At 69.7% G+C, this 21,048-nt stretch carries 15 protein-coding genes; 14 read left to right on the top strand and 1 reads right to left on the bottom strand.

The window, feature by feature from the left end; all coding sequences use genetic code 11:
• The first annotated feature begins 11 nt into the window (after positions 1-11).
• The 9 genes from LDL21_RS26650 to LDL21_RS26610 all read left to right on the top strand — a co-directional run bounded on the left by LDL21_RS26650 (position 12) and on the right by LDL21_RS26610 (position 9,816).
• Positions 12-452: an SRPBCC family protein gene (locus LDL21_RS26650; protein ID WP_225282233.1), complete on the top strand. Its 441-nt coding sequence runs from the start codon at positions 12-14 to the stop codon at positions 450-452.
• Positions 449-1,723, top strand: coding sequence for an ArsA family ATPase (locus tag LDL21_RS26645; protein ID WP_305082694.1), 1,275 nt, complete (start codon positions 449-451; stop codon positions 1,721-1,723). The genes LDL21_RS26650 and LDL21_RS26645 overlap by 4 nt, the downstream gene beginning before the upstream one ends.
• On the top strand, positions 1,720-2,472 hold the full coding sequence (locus tag LDL21_RS26640) for a serine/threonine-protein kinase (protein WP_225282232.1): 753 nt from the start codon (positions 1,720-1,722) through the stop codon (positions 2,470-2,472). The genes LDL21_RS26645 and LDL21_RS26640 overlap by 4 nt, the downstream gene beginning before the upstream one ends.
• On the top strand, positions 2,469-3,458 hold the full coding sequence (locus tag LDL21_RS26635) for an ROK family protein (RefSeq protein ID WP_067495953.1): 990 nt from the start codon (positions 2,469-2,471) through the stop codon (positions 3,456-3,458). Before LDL21_RS26640 ends, LDL21_RS26635 begins: the two co-directional genes overlap by 4 nt.
• Before the next feature lie 118 nt (positions 3,459-3,576).
• Positions 3,577-4,305 carry a lysophospholipid acyltransferase family protein gene (locus tag LDL21_RS26630; protein WP_067495956.1) on the top strand — a complete coding sequence of 243 codons (729 nt, stop codon included), beginning with the start codon at positions 3,577-3,579 and terminating at the stop codon, positions 4,303-4,305.
• An 83-nt stretch (positions 4,306-4,388) separates the two neighbouring features.
• Positions 4,389-5,162: a sporulation protein gene (locus LDL21_RS26625; RefSeq protein ID WP_225282231.1), complete on the top strand. Its 774-nt coding sequence runs from the start codon at positions 4,389-4,391 to the stop codon at positions 5,160-5,162.
• Positions 5,163-5,456: 294 nt separating this feature from the next.
• Positions 5,457-6,830, top strand: coding sequence for an ABC1 kinase family protein (locus LDL21_RS26620; protein ID WP_225282230.1), 1,374 nt, complete (start codon positions 5,457-5,459; stop codon positions 6,828-6,830).
• Positions 6,831-6,945: 115 nt separating this feature from the next.
• On the top strand, positions 6,946-8,490 hold the full coding sequence (locus LDL21_RS26615; protein ID WP_225282229.1) for an alkaline phosphatase D family protein: 1,545 nt from the start codon (positions 6,946-6,948) through the stop codon (positions 8,488-8,490).
• 51 nt (positions 8,491-8,541) lie between these two features.
• Positions 8,542-9,816 (top strand): FAD-binding protein, encoded by a 1,275-nt coding sequence (locus tag LDL21_RS26610; protein WP_067495966.1) that lies wholly within the window; start codon positions 8,542-8,544, stop codon positions 9,814-9,816.
• 20 nt (positions 9,817-9,836) lie between these two features.
• Here the strand turns inward: LDL21_RS26610 and LDL21_RS26605 are convergent, their stop codons facing one another.
• Positions 9,837-10,874, bottom strand: a complete 1,038-nt coding sequence (locus LDL21_RS26605; protein ID WP_225282228.1) for a helix-turn-helix transcriptional regulator — start codon at positions 10,872-10,874, stop codon at positions 9,837-9,839.
• A 537-nt stretch (positions 10,875-11,411) separates the two neighbouring features.
• Between LDL21_RS26605 and LDL21_RS26600 the strand changes: the two genes are divergently transcribed.
• From LDL21_RS26600 to LDL21_RS26580, 5 genes are all read left to right on the top strand, one after another.
• A complete protein-coding gene (locus tag LDL21_RS26600; protein WP_181700948.1) occupies positions 11,412-11,978 on the top strand; it encodes an EF-hand domain-containing protein in 567 nt (188 codons plus the stop codon).
• Between the two features lie 70 nt (positions 11,979-12,048).
• Positions 12,049-16,986 carry a type I polyketide synthase gene (locus tag LDL21_RS26595; RefSeq protein ID WP_225282227.1) on the top strand — a complete coding sequence of 1,646 codons (4,938 nt, stop codon included), beginning with the start codon at positions 12,049-12,051 and terminating at the stop codon, positions 16,984-16,986.
• Complete coding sequence (locus LDL21_RS26590) at positions 16,983-18,383, top strand: phenylacetate--CoA ligase family protein (protein WP_225282226.1); 1,401 nt, start codon at positions 16,983-16,985, stop codon at positions 18,381-18,383. The genes LDL21_RS26595 and LDL21_RS26590 overlap by 4 nt, the downstream gene beginning before the upstream one ends.
• On the top strand, positions 18,383-19,840 hold the full coding sequence (locus LDL21_RS26585) for an acyl-CoA reductase (protein ID WP_225282225.1): 1,458 nt from the start codon (positions 18,383-18,385) through the stop codon (positions 19,838-19,840). The genes LDL21_RS26590 and LDL21_RS26585 overlap by 1 nt, the downstream gene beginning before the upstream one ends.
• Positions 19,837-21,048, top strand: a complete 1,212-nt coding sequence (locus LDL21_RS26580; protein ID WP_225282224.1) for a cytochrome P450 — start codon at positions 19,837-19,839, stop codon at positions 21,046-21,048. The genes LDL21_RS26585 and LDL21_RS26580 overlap by 4 nt, the downstream gene beginning before the upstream one ends.

Below are 21,048 nucleotides of genomic sequence, written 5' to 3'. Positions count from 1 at the left end.
GAAAGGAATCCATGGCCCCCGACCGGACCAAGAGATCGATCGTCATCGAGGCCCCGTCGCAGCAGGTGATGGCCGTTATCGCCGATCTGGAGTCCTACCCGGAATGGGTGGCCGCGGCGAAATCGGTCGAGGTGCTCGGCACCGATGCGACGGGCCGGGCCTCGACCGCGCGTTTCGTGCTCGACGCGGGCGTCGTCAAAGACGCCTACACCCTCAGCTACACCTGGCGAGCCGACGGCAAGGCGGTGAGCTGGCACCTTCTCGACGGCGACCTGCAGAAAGCCCAGGACGGCAGTTATGAACTCCTGGACCGTCCCGACGGCAGCACCGAGGTGACCTACGAGCTCACCGTCGACTTGAACATTCCGATGATCGGCATGTTCAAGCGCAAGGCCGAGAAGGTGATCACCGATACGGCGCTGAACGAACTGAAGAAGCGGGTCGAGGGCTGAGCGCCCCGGGCATCACCCGCGTCGAACTGTTCGTCGGCAAGGGCGGGGTCGGGAAGACGACGCTGGCCTGCGCGACGGGCATGTCCTACGCGCGCGCCGGTGAGCGGGTGCTCATCGCCTCGCTCGACCAGGCGCATTCCCTCGGCGACGCGCTGGGTTTCCGTTTCCCGCACGACCCGGGCACGGTGGCCGGAGTCGCCCGGGTGGCGCCGGGGATCGAGGTGATCGAGATCGATTCCCTCGCCCTGCTCGAGGACCGGTTCCGCGATGTGGTGCGGATGCTGGACAAGGGCAGCGGCCACGATCACGGCATCGACCTGGCCGCACTCGATCCCGCCGAGCTCACCGGGCTGCCCGGGGTGCAGGAACTGCTGATGCTGGTGGAGATCGGGCAGTTCGCCGAGGAGAACGACTGGGACGTCATCGTGGTCGACTGTCCACCCTCGGCCGACATGCTACGTATCGTCACCGCCCCCGACACCCTGCTCAACTACCTGGAACGGCTCTGGCCCAAGCACGCCCGCACGATGAGCGCGATCGGCACCGACCTGCGCAAAGCGGTACTCGCTGCGGCCGTGGAGCGGGTGGTGAACGCGGTGACACAGGTCCGTGACCTGCTCGCCGACCGCGCCCGCACCAGCGCGCGTCTGGTCACCGGACCGGAGCAGGTCGCGGTGGCCGAGGCCCGGCGGGTGCGGTCGGCCGCGGCACTGCTCGGCTTGCGATTGGACGCGGTGGTGGTGAACAAGGTGCTCGCACCCGTCCCGCCGCCCGGTGAGAACGCGCACCCGGCGGTGCACTGGTATCTGAATCGGCGCGCCGAACAGCTGGAGGTGGTCGCGCGTTTGCACGAGCAGCTCACCGATGTCCCGATCATCGTCGCCAAGCACGCCGGGGCCGAACCGGTGGGGTTGAGCGCACTGTCCGCGTTCTCCTATTCGGTCGACACGCTGCCCCGCCCGTCGCTCGGGGCTGCGGAATCGGGCGAACCGATGGTTCGATGGGAGTCGGGCTCCGGCGTCGACTCCGTGTACGCGATGCGGATGCGGCTGCCGGTGGTCGATCCCGGCACCTTGCGGCTGGGCCGAGTGGAGGACGATCTGATCGTGGGAGCTGACGGGGTGCGCACCAGGGTGCGCCTCGCGCCGGTGCTTCGCCGCTGCACGGTGGCGGGCGCCGAGCTCGACGACGGTCATCTCGTTGTCCGGTTCCGGCCCGATCCGCAGGTGTGGCCCGCCGATCCGAACTACACGAAGGCCAGGCGCACATGAGCAGTGACAGGCAGTCCGATCGCCACCACGACGGTTTCGCCGAGTTCGCCGAGGAGCTGCGCCTGCTCGCCGAAGTGCTGCTCGCGCGCGTCGAACCGGTGCTGCGCCGCACCGCCGCCGACGGCGCGGCCGACCTCGGCGGCTGCGCCTGGTGCCCGGTGTGCGCGGCCGCGGCCCTGGTCCGCGGCGACCACCACGACGTCGTCGCCGCCCTCGCCGAACACGGCACCTCGATGGTGACCGTCCTACGCGAAGCCCTCGCCGGCGTCCCCGTCGAGCCGGTCCTGCCCCCGGAATGGGCCGATCACGCCGCGGGCCACCCCGGCCACACGCGCGAGAATGCCACCCGGGCACAGCGATACCAGCCGACCGACGAAGCGTCCGGGACGCATCCGACGAGTACTGCCGGTGCCACGCACGGCGATCAGCGCAACCCGCACGCGCCGAGCGGCCCGGGCACGCGTGGCGATCGACCCGCCTCGCCGCGGTCGAACGGGTCCACCGCGACCGAGGATTCGGCTCGGGCCACCGGTCTCGGTGAACAGCCGACCCCGCGCCCACGCCGGATCGACGAATTCAGCGCACGCACCCCGCACATCACCCCCGAGCCCCCGGACGAAACCGCGTCGGGCGCAGGGCAGTTCACCGCGGGCTCCGGCGCACGTCCGGCGCCCGGCGAGGAGAAGCCCGCGGGCGCCCGCGCGCCACGCTCGCGTTATGTCGATATTCCGGTCACGATCCGGGGATGAGCCAGGCGAGTACCCACCCACTGACCGTCGGAGTCGACGTGGGCGGCACGAATATCCGCGCCTCCGTCGTCGACGCCGACGGTGAGGTGCTCGACACCGTGCAGGCGCCGACACCGCATTCGGCCCGCGCGCTCGAGGCCGCCATCGACCGGTCCGTGCGTGAACTGGCCCGCAGGCATCCCATCGCGGCGGTCGGGCTCGCGGTGGCCGGGTTCATCTCCGCCGACCGCACCACCGTCCGGTTCGCCCCGCACCTGCCCTGGCAGGACGCGCCGGTGGCCCAGCGGCTCACCACCCGGCTGGAACTGCCCGTGATTCTCGAGCACGACGCCAACGCGGCGGGCTGGGCGGAGTACCGCTTCGGCGCGGCGGCGGGCGGGCACACCGTCGTCCTCGTCGCGATCGGCACCGGCATCGGTGCGGCTCTGCTCATCGACGGTCGGCTCTACCGTGGCAGCCACGGCGTCGCGCCCGAACTCGGCCACCTGCAGGTGGTCCCGGACGGCCGTGCCTGCGCATGCGGCAAACGCGGCTGCTGGGAGCGCTATTGCAGCGGAACCGCGCTGGCCGACACCGCGATCGAGATGCTCGCCACCGACCCCGTGCGTTCGGTGCTCGCGCGCGATGTGATCCGCGATCCCGGTTCGCTCACCGGCCGACGGGTGGCCGGTGCCGCCCAGGACGGTGACCCGCTCGCGGTGCGGGTGATGTCGGACTTCGCGCGCTGGCTCGGGCTCGGCCTCGCCTTCGTGAGCGACATCTTCGACCCCGATCTCGTGGTGATCGCCGGTGGGGTGAGCAGTTCGGCGCCGCTGTTCCTCGACGAGGCCCGCGAGCACTACGCGAGCGCCGTCACCGGCTCGGGTCATCGCCCGCTCGTCCGGTTGCGCACGACCCAGCTCGGCGAGGCGGCGGGCATGATCGGTGCCGCCGAATTGGCTCGCGCCGCGATTGGAACGCCACTGGCGGGTACTACCGGGAGATGAGGGTCACACCCATGCCTGTCGGCTACCGTCCTGGTTGGTTGTGACCTGCGACCAGCGGTAAAGTCGTTTTCCGAACGACGCTGCACACAACCATCCCGGTCCCCGGGGAAAGGACGCCATGTTCTACTGGCTGCTCAAGTTCGTACTCGTGGGACCGTTCATGCACCTTTACAACCGCCCCGTTGTGGAAGGTGTGGAGAACATCCCGACCGACGGGCCGGCCATCATGGCGGGTAACCACCTCTCCTTCGCCGACTGGTTGTTCGCGCCGCTGCTGAGCCCGCGCCGCATCAACTACCTGGCCAAGGCGGAGTACTTCACCACCCCCGGTTTCAAGGGCCGTCTGCAGAAGTTCTTCTTCTCGGGCACCGGCCAGTACCCGATCGACCGCAGCGGCGCCACCGCCGCCGAGGACGCGCTCAACGCGGCCAAGAAGCTGCTCGACGAAGGCCGCCTGGTCGGCCTGTACCCGGAGGGCACCCGCTCCCCCGACGGTCGCCTCTACAAGGGCAAGACCGGCATGGCCCGCCTCGCACTCGAGACCGGTGTCCCGGTGATCCCGGTCGCGGTGATCGGCACCGACAAGGTGTCCCCGCCCGGACCGTTCAAGTGGCGCCGTCACCGGGTCACGCTGAAGTTCGGTGCCCCGCTGGACTTCTCGCGCTACGAGGGCATGAGCGGCAACCGTTTCGTCGAGCGCGCCGTCACCGACGAGGTGATGTACGAGCTGATGCGCCTGACCGGTCAGGAATACGTCGATGTGTACGCCCACAGCCTCAAGAAGGGCGTGAAGCCCACCGATCACCAGATCGAGGCCACCCGCATCCCTGACCGCGCCGCCAGCTGACGCCGATCCCCTGTGCCACCGGTCGGCTCGGCACCGCCGCGCCTGATAAGCATCTCGTAAGCGCCGTCGGCCAGACTGGTCACATGTTCAAGCAAATGCTGGCCGCGGCCGGTGTCGGCGGCGCCGAGGTCGACACCGAATTGTTCACTCCCGGTGTGCAGCCGGGTGGTGTCGTCGAGGGTGTCATCCGGTTGCGCGGTGGGCGTGTCGACCAGGCGGTCGGGCAGGTGGCCGTCGAGTTCATCACCCGCGTCGAGCGCGAATACTCCGACGGTGAGGAGCGCGTCGCCGATCAGGCGTTCGGCCGCGTCGCCGTCACCGGGCCGTTCACACTGGGTGCCGGCCGGATCGCCGAATTCCGTTTCGCCGCACCTGTTCCGCTGGAAACCCCGATCACCTTCTTCGACGGCCACCACCTGCCCGGCGCGGCGGTGGCCCTGCGCACCGTGGTCGATCTGCACGGTGCGGTCGATTCCACCGATACCGATCCGATCGGCATCGGCGCGCTGCCCGCGCAGCACGTGGTGCTCGACGCGGTGCGGCGCATGGGTTTTCCGCTGCTGCGCACCGACGTGGAGGCGGGCCGCATCAACCGCACACCGCAGCGGCTGCCGTTCTATCAGGAACTCGAATTCGGCCGTTCTCCGCATTTTCCGCGGGTGAACCAGCTCGAGGTCACCTTCGTCGCTACCGAAACGGGCATGGCCGTGGTCCTCGAGGCCGATATCCAGGGCGGCCTGCTGCGCGGCACCCGCGACGGAATCGGGATGTTCTGGGTTGACTACGCCCAACTGGCCCACCGGGATTGGACCCAGGAGATCCACGGCAGCCTGCACCGGCTCGGCGCCCTCGGCTGAGCCGCCTAGCGATGTTCGGCTCAGTTCCGCCCGCGGTCCGGTTCGGCTGTGCCCGGCCTGCCGCTCGGTTCGCCTGAGCCCGGCTCGCCGCTCAGGTTCGGCAGCGCCCTGCCTGCAGCGTGATCGGCTGAGCCCGCGGGCACCTGGATCACGCAGTCGCACCTCTGCTCGGGCAGTCGCCTGTTCGACAGGTCCTGATGTGCGGACGCCACCACGACCGGTTGGTAACGTGTGCCGCACACGCAGGCCGAAGATGTAGGTCGCGTGGCCGTCGACGGGGAGGGCGAGGTGGACATGGCCGCAGATGAATTCGACGCGGGTCGTGTCGTGCGTTTTCCCCGCCGCAAGCCCGACGGGGCGCCGCCCACCGGCCGGGTCGCCCGGGGCACCAGGCTGGCAGCGGTGCCCGTCGCCTATATGGGCAGACGCGTAGCGGGAATCGGCCGACGGGCGGCCGGACGCGACGCGGCCACTGTGGAGCGCGAGATCCGCCACCGCACCGCCGAACACCTCTTCCAGGTGCTCGGCGAGCTCAAAGGCTGCGTCGCCAAACTCGGCCAGTTGCTCGGCCTGCTCGAACTCGGGCTCGCCCCCGATCTCGCCGAACCGTACAGCCGAGCCCTTGCGCGCCTGCACGATTCGGCCCCTGCCATGCTGCCCGCCGCCGTCCACACCGAACTCGCCACCCATCTTGGTCCCCGCTGGCGTTCGCTGTTCCTCGAGTTCGACGACCGCGCCGCGGCGGCCGCATCGGTGGGTCAGGTGCACCGGGCCCGCTGGCACGACGGCACACCGGTGGCGGTGAAAGTCATGTACCCCGGTGCGCGGCAGGCGGTGCTGGCGGATCTGAGCGTCCTGCGCCGAGCCACTCCCCTGTTCACCGCCTTGCTGCCGGGTGCCGAGACCCGTCCGGTGATCGAGGCACTGTGCGAGGAGATCGGCGCCGAACTCGACTACGCCCGCGAAGCCGCCAACCTCGAGCACTTCCGCACCGCCCTGCGCCACGATCCGGATGTGGTGGTCGGCCGGGTGATCGCGCAGCGCGGTGACGTGCTGGTCACCGAGTGGCTCGACGGAATCCCGCTGTCGCGCTTGATAGCTCGTGCCGAACCGGCCGAACTCGACCGGCTGGGCGTACTCATCCTGCGCTTCCTGTTCTCCGCGCCCGCGCGCGCCTCCCTCATCTACGGCGACCCGCACCCCGGCAACTTCCTGCGCATGCCCGACGGGCGGCTCGGGGTGGTCGACTTCGGTGCGTGCACGCCCTGGACGCCCGCGTTCCTCACCGTCGCCGGTGACGTGGGCGCCGCCGTCGTCGCCGAATCCGTGGCCGACCTCGAAGCCGCGCTGCGCCGCCACGGCTATGTCGCCCCCGGCGGCGACCTCGACATCGCCACCGTCGCCGAGCGTCTGCGTCCCGTGCGCGAGGCGCTGATGTCGCCGACCTACCCGCTGTCGGCGGACTGGTTGCGTGAGCAGGTGCGCCTGGCCACCGACCTGAGCCTGTCGAACATCCTGCGCCAGCTCACCATGCCACCGGCCGACACTCCCCTGCTGCGTTCGTTCCTCGGCGGCGTCGCCATCCTGTGCCAGCTCCGAACGGCCGTCCCGTTGCGTGCGGAATGCACCCGCTGGTACCCCGAAACCGCTGCCGCCGTTGGTCTTTGACCGCTGAACAGTTCCTTTCGCCCAGGTGGACGTGAGGCTTTCCGTCCGGCAGCGTTCACCGGCTGTTGCCGTACACACGACCGCCCGTTCGACTCGACCGGGCACGGTGCAGGACATGGTCGACTTCGCGATGTCCCGGCGCACGCTGCTGCGCGCCTCCGCTCTCGGTCTGCTCACCGGCCCCGCGCTGGCCGCCTGCGGTGCCGGCCCCGGGTTGGTGCGGGCCAGGCCGACCCTCACCCACGGCATCGCGGTCGGCGACCCGCGTAGCGACGGCGCGCTGATCTGGGCCCGCTCGGATCGTCCCGCCACCCTGGTCGTCGAAACGGCGGCCACCGAAAAGTTCAGCGACGTGCGGCGGTTCACCGGGCCGCTGCTCACTCCCGCCACCGACGGCACCGGGCGCGTACGGGTGAACGGCCTGCCCGCCGGGCAGCTCGTGCACTACCGAGTGCGATTGGAGGGCGAGGACGGCGCGACCTCCGAGACGCTGAGCGGCGTGTTCCGCACCGCCCCCACCGCGCCCGCCGATATCTCGCTGGTGTGGTCCGGCGACGTAGCGGGTCAGGGGTTCGGCATCAACCCCGATGTCGGCGGCATGAAGGTCTTCGCGACCATGGCCGCTCGCGACCCACACCTGTTCCTGCATTCCGGTGACGTCATCTATGCCGACAACGCGCTGAAGGAATCGGTGACGCTGCCCGACGGCCGGGTGTGGCGCAATATCACCGCCGACGCCAAGAACCAGCCCGCCGAGACCCTCGACCAGTTCCGCGGCAACTACGCCTACAACCTCACCGACGAGAACTACCGTCGCTTCAACGCCTCGGTCGCCCAGATCGTGCAGTGGGACGACCACGAGACCACCAACAACTGGTCGCCCGGCGGTACCGTCGCCGCCGACAAGGGTTACACCGAGCGCAGCATGGACACCCTCGCCACCCGCTCCTGGCAGGCGTTCCACGAGTGGATGCCGCTCGAGCCGCGCGAGGCCGTCGACGGACGGCTCTACCGCAAGATCTCCTACGGCCCGCTGCTCGACGTTTTCGTCCTCGACATGCGCGCCTACAAAGACGCCAACACCGCCAACACCGGGCCCCAGGGTCAGGTGCTCGGTGCGGCCCAGACGGCATGGCTCATCGATGGTTTGCAGCAGTCCACGGCCACCTGGAAGATCGTCGCCGCCGATCTGCCGATCGGCGTGGTGGTCCCCGACGGCAAGACCGCGTTCGAAGGCGTCGCCAATGCCGCGCCGGGCGCGCCGTCGGGCCGCGAAACCGAGATCGCCCGGGTGCTGTCGGCGATCAAGGCGAACAAGGTGCGCGACGTCGTCTGGCTCACCGCCGACGTGCACTACACCGCCGCACACCACTACTCGCCCGCGCGCGCGAACTTCACCGACTTCGACGAGTTCTGGGAGTTCGTCTCCGGGCCGCTCAACGCGGGCGCCTTCGGCCCCAACCCGCTCGACCCGACCTTCGGACCCGAGGCCGTTTTCGTGCACGCGCCCCCGGCGCCGAACACCTCGCCGCTCGATCTCGAGTACCAGCATTTCGGCGAGGTCCGCATCGACGGCGGCACCGGGGAATTGACGGTCGACCTGTGCGACGCGACCGGAAAAGTCCTGTTCAGCAAGCAACTTCCGCCGTCGCGGAAATAGGTGGGAACTACCCGTCGCCAGAATCGCCGCGCTGTGGTTAGCTATGCGGTCATGGGCACGCCGCATACCGTCACCTCCGAAGAATATCTCCCCACCGACACTGCGGATGTCGTTCGCACCGTGCGTGATTCGCGTGATCGAGCCGAACGTCTGACGGTACGTGGCGGCGAACCGACCGAAGAGTCCTCGTTCGGGCTGGCCGATCAGCGTGGCGTGCTGTCGTTGCGCAAGATGAACTCGGTCCTCGACATCAATCTCGGTCGCCGCACCGTGCGGGTGCAGGCCGGAGCGAAGCTGTCGGAGATCGACCGGCGCCTCGGCGCGCACGGCCTCGGCCTGCCCGTGGTCGGCGACCACCGCGACATCACCGCGGGCGGTTTCGCCTCCGTCGGCGGTGTGAGCACCGCCTCGCACCGCTACGGCATGTTCATCGATCAGATCGTCGACCTCGAGTACGTCGACCCCGACGGCCGGATCGGCACCTGCGGGCGTGGCCACCACACCGAACGGTTCCAGCGCATCCTCGGCGCGGGCGGGCGCGCGGGCATCATCACCGCGCTCACCCTCGATGTGGTCGAGGTCGACAAGGACCACACCTGGCTCACCACCGACGCCGACCGCTTCCTCGACTTCGACTCCTTCGTAGAGCACGCGACCGCCGAGATCACCAACCCCGGCAGCGCGGCGCTGCAGGTGGGTCGCTGGGTCGACACCGCGCCGCTGAAGGTCACCCGCCCCGTCGGCACCGGACAGGTCACCCTCGGTGCGGTCCGGTTCGGGCAGTGGTCGAGCCTGTACCCCACCGCACCCACCCGCGGTCTGCGGGCGCGGCGCGAGGTCGGCACCCGCACCCGTAAGTCGTTGGGCGCCATCGCTTCCGCGGCGGGCGGCCGCGCCGGTATGCCCGTACGCAATGCGGCGGCGGGCGCGCTGATGTTCGCGCCCAAGGTGCTCACCATGCGCGATGCCGAATACCTGGCCGACACCGTCATCAACTCCTCCGAGCGCGGCCCCGCCTACCGCGTCGGCGTGTTCGCACCGCTGGCCAACTACGGCTCGGTGTTCTACGGCCTGCACGACCTGTTCTCCGAGCACCGGGAACGCTCCGGTTGCTTCACCGTCATCTCCGCGATGACCTACGGTGTGCGCTCGCCGTACCTGCGGGCCGAAGCCGCCGCCCGCGGCCTGACTCCCGCCGACTACGGCCTCATCACCTTCACCTGCCGCCTGCGTCCGTCGGCCCTGCCCTCGGAGCAGCTGCGGGAGATCGTCGCGGGTATCGACGACATCTGCCGTTCGGAGCAGGCGCTGCGCTACAGCGTCTGACACCTCCGCGCGGTAGCGCATCAGAACGCGGTTCTGGTGGTGTGCACGAAGGGTTGGCGCGCGCACCGGGCGGTGAGCGTGTCGGCACGCCGTGCGGTGCGGTACGCGGCGGGTGGCACGCCGTATTCGGCCCGGAATGCGCGGGAGAGCTGGTCGGCCGTGCGGAATCCGCAGGTCTCGGCGATCTCGCGGATACTGCGTGAGCTTTCGCTGAGCGCGGTCGCGGCGGCCACCAATCTGCGGGTACGGATGAGTCCGGCGACGGACAGGCCCTGCAGCTCGAAGGCGCGGAACAGCGTCCTTCTGCTCACGTGCAGGCGTCGCGCCACCGCGTCGGGGTTCATGGCCGGGTCGGTGAAACCGCGGTCGATGACGTCGATCGCGCGGCGGCGCAGCATGTCCTCGGTCGATATCTCGATCGCGGCCCCGGCCAGGTCGCGTTCGAGCAGCGCGACCACGGCCGACCGGAAGACGATCTCGTCGATCCGGGCGGCGATGCCCAGATGCGCGGGACTCGTTGCGCCGCAGGCGAGATCGCGCGCGAAAAGGAGCGCCGAGACCGCGGCGCCGGACAGCGCCCACACCTGACCGCCCGCCGCGGCGGGCTCGAGACCCCAGGCGGTCAGCGCGCCCATCGACACGTACAGGTGCAGCACGTCGACGGCGCACGCCTCACCCCGCGACAGCACCGACCGGAACGGCGCGTCCAGGCAGACCGCGAACGCCTGCCCCGACGCCGCGACGGAGCGGGCGCCCCGTTGTTCGAGGGCGACCCGGCCATCTATCACCAGGCTCAACTGCAGGTACTGGCCGTAATGATCATGGACGGCGCCGCCGTCGCGCTCTGCGGTGATACCCGAGGTGCGCAGCCGGGCGACCAGCACCGAGCCCGTACTCAGGGTCCAGAGGGTGGCGGTGAAGTCCTCGTCGGCGCGCACACGGCACCCGAATGCCAGCCGGTTCAGGTCCCGCTGCCCGCGCAGGGCGATCCCCCCGCCGCCGCCGCGGCCTGCCGTATCGAGCAGGCACGCGAATTCACGATGCGGTGGTTCGCCCATCGATTGCCCTGAACCAGACAAACCCGACGGGACGGGCTCCGCATCGCCGCGTCGGCCGGACGAATGTTCCGCCGGGTGTCCGCCGGGCGTATCTCGCCCGCCGTGTTGCCGCTCATCGGTTTCGCGCACACCCGCATAGATCCGCATACCCCACCTCCGCGCCTGTCCCCGATAGCTCGACCGTGCCGACAACTCCCAAGCTGCGAAAACACAAGCATAACAGGGGAACTCGCCACTTTCCGACCGCTTTCCGCGCATTCGGACCGCGAGCGGCCGAGCCCAATTTTCCGTGCCATCTTCACCAGAAAACCGTGCCAAACCCGATCACCCGGGAGGGCCGTCCCGAGTTCGGCAACCCCGCTGCGGCCTGGCGATTAGGTGTCACGAGCACGTCGCGACCCGCGTTCCAGGCATTAACTGGACCATTGCACCGACTGATAGCCGCGGTCTAACTTCGAGATCTCCCGCTTCCCTTGCGATTTCGCCGCGGGATTCCACAGTTCGTGTCCTCCCCTTACTTACGAGGTGGTGTCAGCAATGACTTCAGTGGTATCCGACATGCTCGACCGCAAGTTCGACGTGTGCTTCGGCCACGGCGACCAGAACGGCGACGGGGTGATGGAACGGGCCGACGTGATCGCCCTGGCGGCTCGCATCATCGCCTATCTCGACGCGCCGTTCGACTCCCCCAAGGCCCAGGCGCTGCTGGTCGCCTTCCAGAACTTCTGGGAGAACGTGTCGACCGAGTTCGATACCGACGGCGACGGCCTGATCAGCAAGACCGAATGGCGTGAAGGCCTGCGCAAGTTCGCCGCCAGTGGCGACGTGTACCGCGAGGGCTTCCGTCCGCTCGCCGAGGCCCTGTTCGCGCTGTGCGACGCCGACAACAACGGCAAGGTCTCGCCCGAGGAGTTCTTCCAGTACCAGCGCGCCTTCGGCACCTCGCCCGAGAACAGCCGGCTGGCCTTCGAGCGGCTCGACCGCGACGGCAGCGGTTCGCTGTCGGTCGAGGAATTGCTCGATGCCTGGCACGAGTACTACACCAGCCCCGATCCGCAGGCGCCCGGCAATTGGCTCTACGGCGACATCGGCCCGTTGGCCTGATCGTCGGCGGCACAGGCTCTTTCGCGCCGACCGGGACACCTCCCGGTCGGCGCCCGGCTCGGGAGGACGCATGACACGACACACACCGGTGGCGGTGATCGGCATCGGTTGCCGCTTCGCCGGGGGCATCGACTCCCCGTGGGCATATTGGCGGCTCATCACCGGCGGCGGCACCGTCGTCGGCGAGCAGCCACCGGGACGCCTGCCGGACAATCGTGACGTGCCCGCAGTTCGGCGGGCACTGCGTCCCGGCGCCTATTTCGACGACATCGCGGGATTCGACGCCGCCTTCTTCGGCATTCCGGCCGCCGAGGCCGAGCACATGGACCCCCAGCACCGACTGGCACTCGAGGTCGCCTGGGAAGCTTTGCAGCACAGTGGAATCGACCCGACCACGTTGACCGGGACAGACACCGCCGTGTACGCCGGAATCGGTTCCGACGACTACGGCCGCAGACTGCTCGGTGACCCGTCGACCGTCACCGCGTGGACCGGTATCGGTGCCGCGCTGTGCGGTGCGGCGAACCGCATCTCACACGCGCTCGACCTGCGCGGCCCGAGCGTGGCCGTGGACACCGCCTGTTCGTCGTCGCTGGTCGCGGTGCATCAGGCGATGTCGGCGCTGCGCGACGGTTCCGTTCCGCTCGCGCTCGCCGGTGGTGTGATGCTGATGGGCGACGCCGCGCTGTCGGTCACGCTTGCCGAGGCCGGTGTGCTCGCGGACGACGGGGTGTCCAAGTCGTTCGACGACGCCGCGGACGGATACGGTCGCGGTGAGGGGTGTGCCTTCGTCGTCCTGGAGAGGCTCGACGACGCGCTCGCCGCCGGGCGCCGCGTGCTCGCGGTTCTGCGCGGCGGCGCCATCCGTCAGGACGGGCGAACCAGCGGCATCATGACGCCGAGCGGTCCCGCCCAGCAACATCTGGCCAGGGCCGCGTGCGCGGACGCCGGAGTGTCACCGGGGTCGGTCGACTATGTCGAGGCGCACGGGACGGGGACCAGGGCCGGCGATCCGGCCGAGGCGGCCGCGCTGGCCGAGGTATTCGGCACCGCGCGCCCGTCGGGAAAACCGTGCCTCATCGGTTCCGTCAAACCGAACATCGGCCACCTCGAGGCCGCCGCGGGTATCGCCGGTCTGGTCAAAGTCGTCCTTGCACTGCATCATCGGACGATCCCGCCCACGCGGACGACGAGCGGACCGCGATCCGATATCGACTGGCATCGCAACGGTATCGCCCTGGCCACCGCCACCCTTGACTGGCCGTCGACCGAGCACACCGCACGTGCGGGTGTGGCGAGTTACGGCTACGGCGGCACCCTGTGTCACATCATCGTCGATGCCGCGCCGCCCGTATCGCCGGTGACGACTTCCCCTCGCGCCGAACACCTCTGTGCTGTCAGCGCGGCCTCGGCCGGGGGACTGCGCGACGAACTGCGGGCGCTTGCCACCGCCGTACGATCGCATCCCGATATCGATGCGGCCGACGTGTGCTTCACACGGGCCCGGCATCGCAGTCACCTCCCGTACCGGGTGGCGGTGCTCGCCGGTGATACCGCCGAACTCCTCGCGGGCCTCGACGCAGCCGTCACCGCCGAGTACCACCGCTCGGCACCACCGCACGATCCGGTGTGGGTGTTCTCCGGGCACGGAGCGCAATGGGCGGGGATGGGTGCCGAACTGATCGACGCCGACCCGGCTTTCGCGGCCGCCGTGGCCGAGGTGTCACCGGTGTTCCGTAGCGAATGGGGCTGCAGCGCCGAAGATCTGCTGCGCCGGGGCGACCTCTCCCACACCCCGACGGCACAGTGCGCGATCTTCCTGACTCAGCTGGGGCTCGCGGCGATGTGGCGGGCGCACGGGGTGCGACCGGCTGCGGTGCTCGGCCATTCGGTCGGCGAGATCGCAGCGGCCGTCGTCGCGGGCGTGCTCGATCCGGCGGCCGGTGCGCGCCTGATCTGCGTGCGATCCCGGTTGCTGGAACCGGCCACCGGCCGGGGCGCCATGATCATGGTGGCGCGCGCTTTCGACGAGGTTTCAGCCGAACTGGCGGGCTACGACGATGTGTGCGCGGCCGTTCGGTCGTCGTTCGGCAGCACGGTGGTCTCCGGCACCCGCCGCGCGGTCGACGCGCTGGCCGACGAATGGGTCGCACGCGGGATCCCGATCCGCCGTGTCGATTCCGACCTTGCCTTCCACAGCCCTTCGCTGACCCCGATCGCCGAGCAGCTCGCTCACGAACTCACCGATCTCGAGCCTGGCCCGGCTCGGATACCGCTGTACACAACCGCCTTCACCGATCCACGCGATCCACGGCCTCGCGACGCCGCGTATTGGGCGACGAATCTGGCCGCGCCGGTGCGCTTCGCCGACGCCGTCGCCGCTGCCGGGGCCGACGGGCATCGCACCTTCCTCGAGATCTCGGCCCACCCGGTCGTCGCCCATTCCCTCGCCGAGATCGACGAGACATACCGGGCTGTCCCGACTCTGCACAGACAACGTCCCCAACTTGCCGCCTTCCACACCGCGGTCGGTGAGCTGTATCGGCTCGGTGCCCGAATCGACTGGGCGGCCATGTATCCCGAAGGCGCTCTGGTCGACCTGCCGACCATGCGCTGGCAACACCGGCACTACTGGCGGCACACGACCGAGGCGGCCACCGCCATCGTCGGCCACGACCCTTCCTCCGCGACGCTGCTCGGTGGTGAGCCCACTGTCGTCAACACCACACCGCCGGTCCGCGTCTGGCACACCTACCTCGACCGAACCGTCCGGCCCTATCCGGGTGACCACCCGGTGTGCGGCAGCGAGATCGTGCCCGCCGCGATCCTGCTGCACACATTCGCCGCGGCGGTACCCGGCCGGCGGCTCTACGACATCGCCCTTCGGGTACCGGTCACCATGGAGCCGGCACGACACATCCAGGTCACCGCTTCGGCGGGCAGGCTCACCCTCTCCTCCCGGACCGACGGAGCGTGGCAAACCCACACCACGGCCCACTACCGGCGCGCGACGGGCCAGACCCGCCGATCACCCGTGCTGTGGTACCGCGGCGAGAACCTGCCCGCCGACTTCGTCATCGATCGGCTCGCCGCGCTTGGCGTGACATCGATGGGTCTGCACTGGCAGATCATCGAGGCCGAGCGCAACGACCAGGGTTTGTCCGCCCGAGTGAAAAGCACAGCGGCCGCGCCCGATTCGTGGGCGACGTTTCTGGATGCGGCCCTGTCGGCGGCGTCGGTGGTCTTCCCCGGGCCACCTGTACTCCGCATGCCCGCTCACATCGCCGAGTGCCGCTTCCCGTCGGGACCACCACCGGCGGAATTGGTGCTCACTGTCACCGTCCGGGCGGGACTACGGGTCGACGCCGACCTGTCCGACTCCGACGGCAGGTTGCTTGCCTGCCTGACGGGTGTTCGCTACGCCGAGCCGGACATCGACGCCGAGTCGCCGGCCGCCACTCTTGATCTGCGCTGGCAGATCCGCGAACCAGATCCCGGTACCACCGCGGCACCCGGTATCACGTTTTCCGGGGACGACCTGTCACTGCGGCAAGCCTTTTCAGGCACCGACGGGGACGGAATCATGGTCTGCGCGCCCAGGCCGCGGACACATGAATCCGTCGAGGAGTCGGTGCGGCGCATGGTCACCGAACTGTTCGAGACCGCGCGGACCCGGCGCGGACCGTGGTGGTGCGTCACACGCGGGGCAGCCGAAGCCATTACTCCGGCCGATCTCGCACAGTCCGCACTGTGGGGCGCGGGCCGGGCCCTGCTCGCCGAATACCCGGACAGTTTCGCCGGGATCGTCGACCTACCCGCCCGCCCGACCGCCGACGACCTGGCCGCGCTGCGCAGACACCTGTGCATACCACCGGGCTCCGGCGAAGACGTCGCCGCCGTCATCGACGGCCACGTGCACCACCTGCGCGCGGTGCCGGTCCAGTCGAACCCCGGCACATCGGGTGTGCGCTGTGATCCGGCCGCGTCCTACGCGGTCCTCGGGGCATCCGGAGCCCTTGGTGCGATCACCGCCCAGTGGTTGGTCCAGTGCGGCGCCCGCCGGCTGATTCTGGTGAGCAGGCGGGCTGCGCCACGGCGATCGAACCGCTTGCAACGCTCACTGGAAGCTCAGGGTGTCACCGTGCGAACCGTGGCCGCCGACGTGGCCGACCGGCCCGCGCTCGCCGCCGCCCTCGACACCGACGCCCACGGTCTGCCTCCGCTGCGCGGCGTGGTCCATGCGGCAGGCACCGTGGCGAACGTGCCGGTCGCGGACCTGCGGCCCGACCTCGTCGAGCAGGGATTGGCCGCCAAGGTGGCCGGAACCCTCGCTCTCGGCGCACTGTTCGCGCCCGGCGATCTCGACTTCCTGATCCTGTTCTCCTCGGCGGGCCAGCTGCTGCACCTGCCTGGTCAACCGGTCTACAGCGCGGCCAACGCCTTCGCCGACGGTTTCGCCCGCCACCGCCGCGCCCTCGGCGACAGCGGATGCCGGGCCATCGCCTGGACCAGCTGGCGTGGGCTCGGCATGTCGACGTCCTCGACGGCGATCACGGCCGAACTCGCCGTCCACGGCACCGCCGACATCTCGACGGAGCAGGCGCTGCGCGCCCTCGACGGGCCGATCACGGCAGGTGGCGCGAATGTCGCTGTGCTGCGCGTGGTCCCGCACCCAGCCCACCCACCGCTGCTGGCAGGCCTCGCCCCGGCCCCCGCCGTCAGTCCGGGTGCCGGGTGGACAGCCCTCGAACCAGCCGATCTGCCTGCCGCGCTCGTCACCCTGCTGCGATCGTCCGTGGCGAACCTGCTCGGCGTGTCCCCCACGGAGGTTCCGCTGGGAATCGCCCTGACGGAGCTGGGTTTCGACTCGCTGCTCTCCGCGTTCCTGCGTCGCGAACTGACCGTGCTACTCGGACAACAGATTCCGGCCACGCTGCTGTGGCATCACCCCACGATCGACGCCGCCGCCGGGGCGCTCGCCGACCTGCTCTCGAGGAGCCATCGATGACCGCAACTCCCGTAACCACCACCGCCGACCTGCGCACCTTCGCCGAGGACGCCGCCACCTACTTCGACCGGTCACGTATCGCCATGCACACCATGGATCCCAGGGAGCTGACCGCACTCCAACTGGACGCGCTACGCCTGCGCTTCGACGAATTGCGACCACGCATACCGGTTCTCGACGCGCTCGCCACCGAACAGCACATCGACGGTTTCGACTCCATCGACGACGCGGCGGCCCTACTGTTCCCCCACACGGTCTACAAGGCGTACCCGACACGACTGCTGGTCGACAACCGCTTCGACCGGATGAACACGTGGATGTCGCGACTCACCACCGTCGACCTGACCGGCCTCGACGTCGCGGGGTGCACCTCGATCGACGACTGGCTCGCGCTAGTGGACGAGCGAACCGAACTGCGCCTGGCGCATTCGTCGGGCACCACCGGCACCATGTCGTTCATCCCGCACTCTCAGATCCAGTACGACCGGCTGTACCGCATCGTGCGCATGGACGTGCTTCCCCACGACGACCACACCGGCGTCGACGTGGTGTGGCCGAGCTTTCGGACCGGCCGCAGCGGCATCGCCCGGCACGCGACCGCCATGGCCGAGCAGATCGCGCTGACACCCGAACGCATGCACTGCCTGCACCCGGGGCTGCTCTCCGCCGATGTCATGTTCCTGGCGGGCAGGCTCCGGGCAGCCGCCGCCCGCGGCGAAGCGGGCCGCGTGGAGGTGCCGCCCGCACTCGCGCTGCGACGGGCCGAGTTCACCGAGGCCCTGCGCGCCACCGGACCGGGAATGACCTCGTTCGTGCGGCGCCTCGCCGACGAGCTGGCCGGTTCCCGGGTGGCGGCCCTGTCGACCTGGGATGTGCTGTCCGGCATGGCCGACAGCGCGGCCGAACAGGGACTCACCGATGTCTTCGCACCGGACTCGGTGATCTTCGCCGGTGGTGGTTCCAAAGCCGGTGCGCTGCCGGAGGATTGGGCCGACCGCACCGCCCGGTTCGCGGGTGTGCCCGCCCTGCGATTCGTGTACGCCATGGTCGAGGTGATGTCGCTGAACCTGCAGTGCGGTGCCGGTGGCTATCACCTCGAACCGTGGCTGGTGCTGTACCTGCTCGACCCGGAGACAGGGGCGGTCCTGCCGCGTACCGGAACCACGACCGGCCGAGTCGCCCTCTACGACCTGACCGCCGACCTGAACTGGGGCGGCATCGTCACCGGCGACCTGGTGACAGTGGACTGGGAACCGTGCGTCTGCGGCCGGACCACCCCGCGGATCGGCGCGGCCATCAGTCGCTTCGCCGGTCCCGATGGGGACGACAAGATCACCTGCGCCGCCACCGCCGAAGCGCTCGACGAGGCGCTGACCTTCCTCAACGGGGCACTGTGATGACGGGGACACCGCTGGCTCCCGCGTTCGTGCGTGGGCGAACCGTGCACGACGACGGTCCCGAATTCGGCGCCGGGAGCGCGGCCTTCCGGGCACCCGACGCACACCGCCTGCTTCCCGGCCTCGTCTGCCCCGGACCAACGAGCATGCGCGACATCCACGAACTGCCGACCGCCGACATCATCGACTTCCTCGACGAGGTCGGGCAGCGACTGCACCCCGACGACAACCCCCACCTGCGAGAAGCCCTCCCGAAACTCGTCGGCTGCTCCGGACTCACCGAGCCCGTGCTGCGCTCCACCTACGCTCAACTGGCCGGACTGTTCGCCCGCGAGACCACCCTCGACCTGGCCGAGAACACCATCGGCATCCGGTATCTCGACGGCTGGGCCGAATGGGGCTCGGCGCGGGTGCGGGCCTTCGGGGCGAGGACCGTGCACGTCATCGCGGGCAACAACCCGATCATCGCCGCGATCACCCTGGTGCGCAATGCCCTCACCCGGGGCGACGCAGTGGTGAAACTGCCCGCCAACGACCCCTTCACCGCCGTCGCGCTGGCACGGACGATGGCCGAGGTCGATCCGGCGCATCCGCTGGTGCGGCACCTTGCCGTCGCCTATTGGCGCGGCGGGGACGAGCGGTTCGAAAGCGAGCTCTACCGGCCGGCTCATGTCGAAAAGCTCGTCGCCTGGGGCGGATTCGCGGCCGTCCGGCACCTCACCCGCTATCAGCAGCCGGGGCTGGAACTGGTCACCCTGGATCCGAAGCTCAGCGCGACGGTCATCGGGCCCGAGGCGTTCACCGACGACGACGCCCGGCACGAGACCGCGGCCCTCGCCGCCGCCGATGTCGGCCTGCTCAATCAGGACGCGTGCTTCAACGCCCGGGTGGTCTACGTCTGCACCGGCACGGACACGGCGGGCATCGACCGGGCGGTGCGGTGGGGCGAGCTGCTCCACGAACAGATCCAGGCCCTGCCTCCAGCGGTCAGTACGGCCGGTACCCGATTCGACCCCGCACTGCGCCGCGAGATCGCCGCCCTGCGCACCAGCCCGGCCTTCTTCCGCGTCTTCGGCGGGACTGAAGACGAAGGCGCGGTGCTGGTCTCGCTGTCCGACGAACCGGTCGACTTCCACGCCTCGCTCAGCGGCCGGGTCGCCAATGTCGTCCCGATCGATCATCCGGAACGAGCACTGGACGCGATGAACGCCTACACCCAGACCGTGGGGGTATGGCCGGAATCGCTCAAACGCACGCTGCGTGACCTCGCGCCTCACGCGGGCGCGCAGCGGTTGGTCTCACTCGGCTTCGCCACGCACTTCCGCTCCGACACCCCGCAGGACGGGATCGAACCGATGCGCCGACTGGTCAAATGGGTCGTCGACGAGACCTACGATCCGCACCGCATCCACCCCTTCGCCCAGCTCGCCCCGGCCGTGGAAGCGGTGCCGCGATGACTACACTGCTTCCCGAGGCCGAATTCGCCCGTCTGGCCCAGCGATTCGATCATCACGATCCAGCCTTCACCCCCGATGTGGCGATCGAGGTGCATCGGGCGATCCGCGAACAGAGCCGGGTCACCTACTCCCCCGCCTACGGCGGGATGTGGTTGCTCGCCCGCTACGACGACGTGGCCGCAGCCCTCACCGACCACGAGACCTACAGTTCGGCCGCGGGCGTGTTCTTCCCGAAAGCCGAAGGGACGCCACGCTTCGCCCCGCTGGAGTACGACCCGCCGGAGCACGGCAACTACCGGTCACTGATGCGCCCTCCGTTCCTGCTCGCGGCCGCACAGAAATTGCGGCCACGCATCGAGGGCGCGGTGGCCGAACTGATCCGGCCGGCGGCCCGGCGCGGGTCCGCCGATCTGGTGGGCGAGCTGGCAGTCCCGCTACCGCTCGCGGTGGTCGGCATGGCAGTCGGCTTCTCCCCCGACGCTCAGCGGCGCATCCGCGATCTCACCGCCAACACCTGGGACCGAATGGCAGCCGACCCCAACGCCGACGGGTTCTGGCCGCCGTTCGCCGACCTCTTCCGGCAGGAGATCGCCAGGGCGAGAGACGAACCCGGTGACGACTACCTCTCCACGCTGGTCCGTGCGGAGTTCGACGGCAGGCCCGTGACCGACGACGAACTGCATGTGATGCTGGTGGCTTTCGCCATCGCGGGCCACGAAACATCGATGAACACCCTCGCGCACCTGCTCTGGCAGCTGGCCCGGCGACCCGATCTGCAGGACCGGTTGCGGGCTGATCCCGCGCTCATCCCCGCCGCGGTGGAGGAAACGCTGCGGCTGTGGGCGCCGGTCGACCACGGCACCCGGCGCACGACAACCGAGGTCGTCGTCGGCGACACCGTGATCCCCGGGGGCGCGCGGGTGGTGCTGCTCACCGGTGCCGCCAACCGCGACCCACGCCGGTTCGACGACCCCGACACCTTCCGGCTCGATCGCGGTCCGATCCGGCACCTCACCTTCGGCCAAGGCATCCACTTCTGCCTCGGGGCACACGTCGCCCGGCAGGAATTCGCCTTGGTCCTAGCCGAACTCGCCAGGTATCCGAATTACCACCTGGCGGGCACACCCACCCGCTACTTCGAGAACGGCAGACATATCTGCCTGGATTCACTTCCGGTCACATTCGATCACCCGACGAAGGACGTCTGA

Origin of the sequence: Nocardia rosealba (assembly GCF_020216065.1) — a bacterium.
Classification (GTDB): domain Bacteria; phylum Actinomycetota; class Actinomycetes; order Mycobacteriales; family Mycobacteriaceae; genus Nocardia; species Nocardia rosealba.
Note: the sequence above shows the minus strand (reverse complement) of the source record. Positions and strands in the feature narration are given on the sequence as shown.

What these genes read in the sequence shown, in the direction of transcription:
- LDL21_RS26620 (WP_225282230.1), top strand. Translation starts at nt 5,457, where the DNA reads ATGGCCGCAGATGAATTCGACGCGGGTCGTGTCGTGCGTTTTCCCCGC.
- LDL21_RS26585 (WP_225282225.1), top strand. Translation starts at nt 18,383, where the DNA reads ATGACGGGGACACCGCTGGCTCCCGCGTTCGTGCGTGGGCGAACCGTG.
- LDL21_RS26615 (WP_225282229.1), top strand. Translation starts at nt 6,946, where the DNA reads ATGGTCGACTTCGCGATGTCCCGGCGCACGCTGCTGCGCGCCTCCGCT.
- LDL21_RS26625 (WP_225282231.1), top strand. Translation starts at nt 4,389, where the DNA reads ATGTTCAAGCAAATGCTGGCCGCGGCCGGTGTCGGCGGCGCCGAGGTC.
- LDL21_RS26605 (WP_225282228.1), bottom strand. Translation starts at nt 10,874, where the DNA reads ATGGGCGAACCACCGCATCGTGAATTCGCGTGCCTGCTCGATACGGCA.
- LDL21_RS26630 (WP_067495956.1), top strand. Translation starts at nt 3,577, where the DNA reads ATGTTCTACTGGCTGCTCAAGTTCGTACTCGTGGGACCGTTCATGCAC.
- LDL21_RS26600 (WP_181700948.1), top strand. Translation starts at nt 11,412, where the DNA reads ATGACTTCAGTGGTATCCGACATGCTCGACCGCAAGTTCGACGTGTGC.
- LDL21_RS26640 (WP_225282232.1), top strand. Translation starts at nt 1,720, where the DNA reads ATGAGCAGTGACAGGCAGTCCGATCGCCACCACGACGGTTTCGCCGAG.
- LDL21_RS26635 (WP_067495953.1), top strand. Translation starts at nt 2,469, where the DNA reads ATGAGCCAGGCGAGTACCCACCCACTGACCGTCGGAGTCGACGTGGGC.
- LDL21_RS26590 (WP_225282226.1), top strand. Translation starts at nt 16,983, where the DNA reads ATGACCGCAACTCCCGTAACCACCACCGCCGACCTGCGCACCTTCGCC.
- LDL21_RS26580 (WP_225282224.1), top strand. Translation starts at nt 19,837, where the DNA reads ATGACTACACTGCTTCCCGAGGCCGAATTCGCCCGTCTGGCCCAGCGA.
- LDL21_RS26595 (WP_225282227.1), top strand. Translation starts at nt 12,049, where the DNA reads ATGACACGACACACACCGGTGGCGGTGATCGGCATCGGTTGCCGCTTC.
- LDL21_RS26610 (WP_067495966.1), top strand. Translation starts at nt 8,542, where the DNA reads ATGGGCACGCCGCATACCGTCACCTCCGAAGAATATCTCCCCACCGAC.
- LDL21_RS26650 (WP_225282233.1), top strand. Translation starts at nt 12, where the DNA reads ATGGCCCCCGACCGGACCAAGAGATCGATCGTCATCGAGGCCCCGTCG.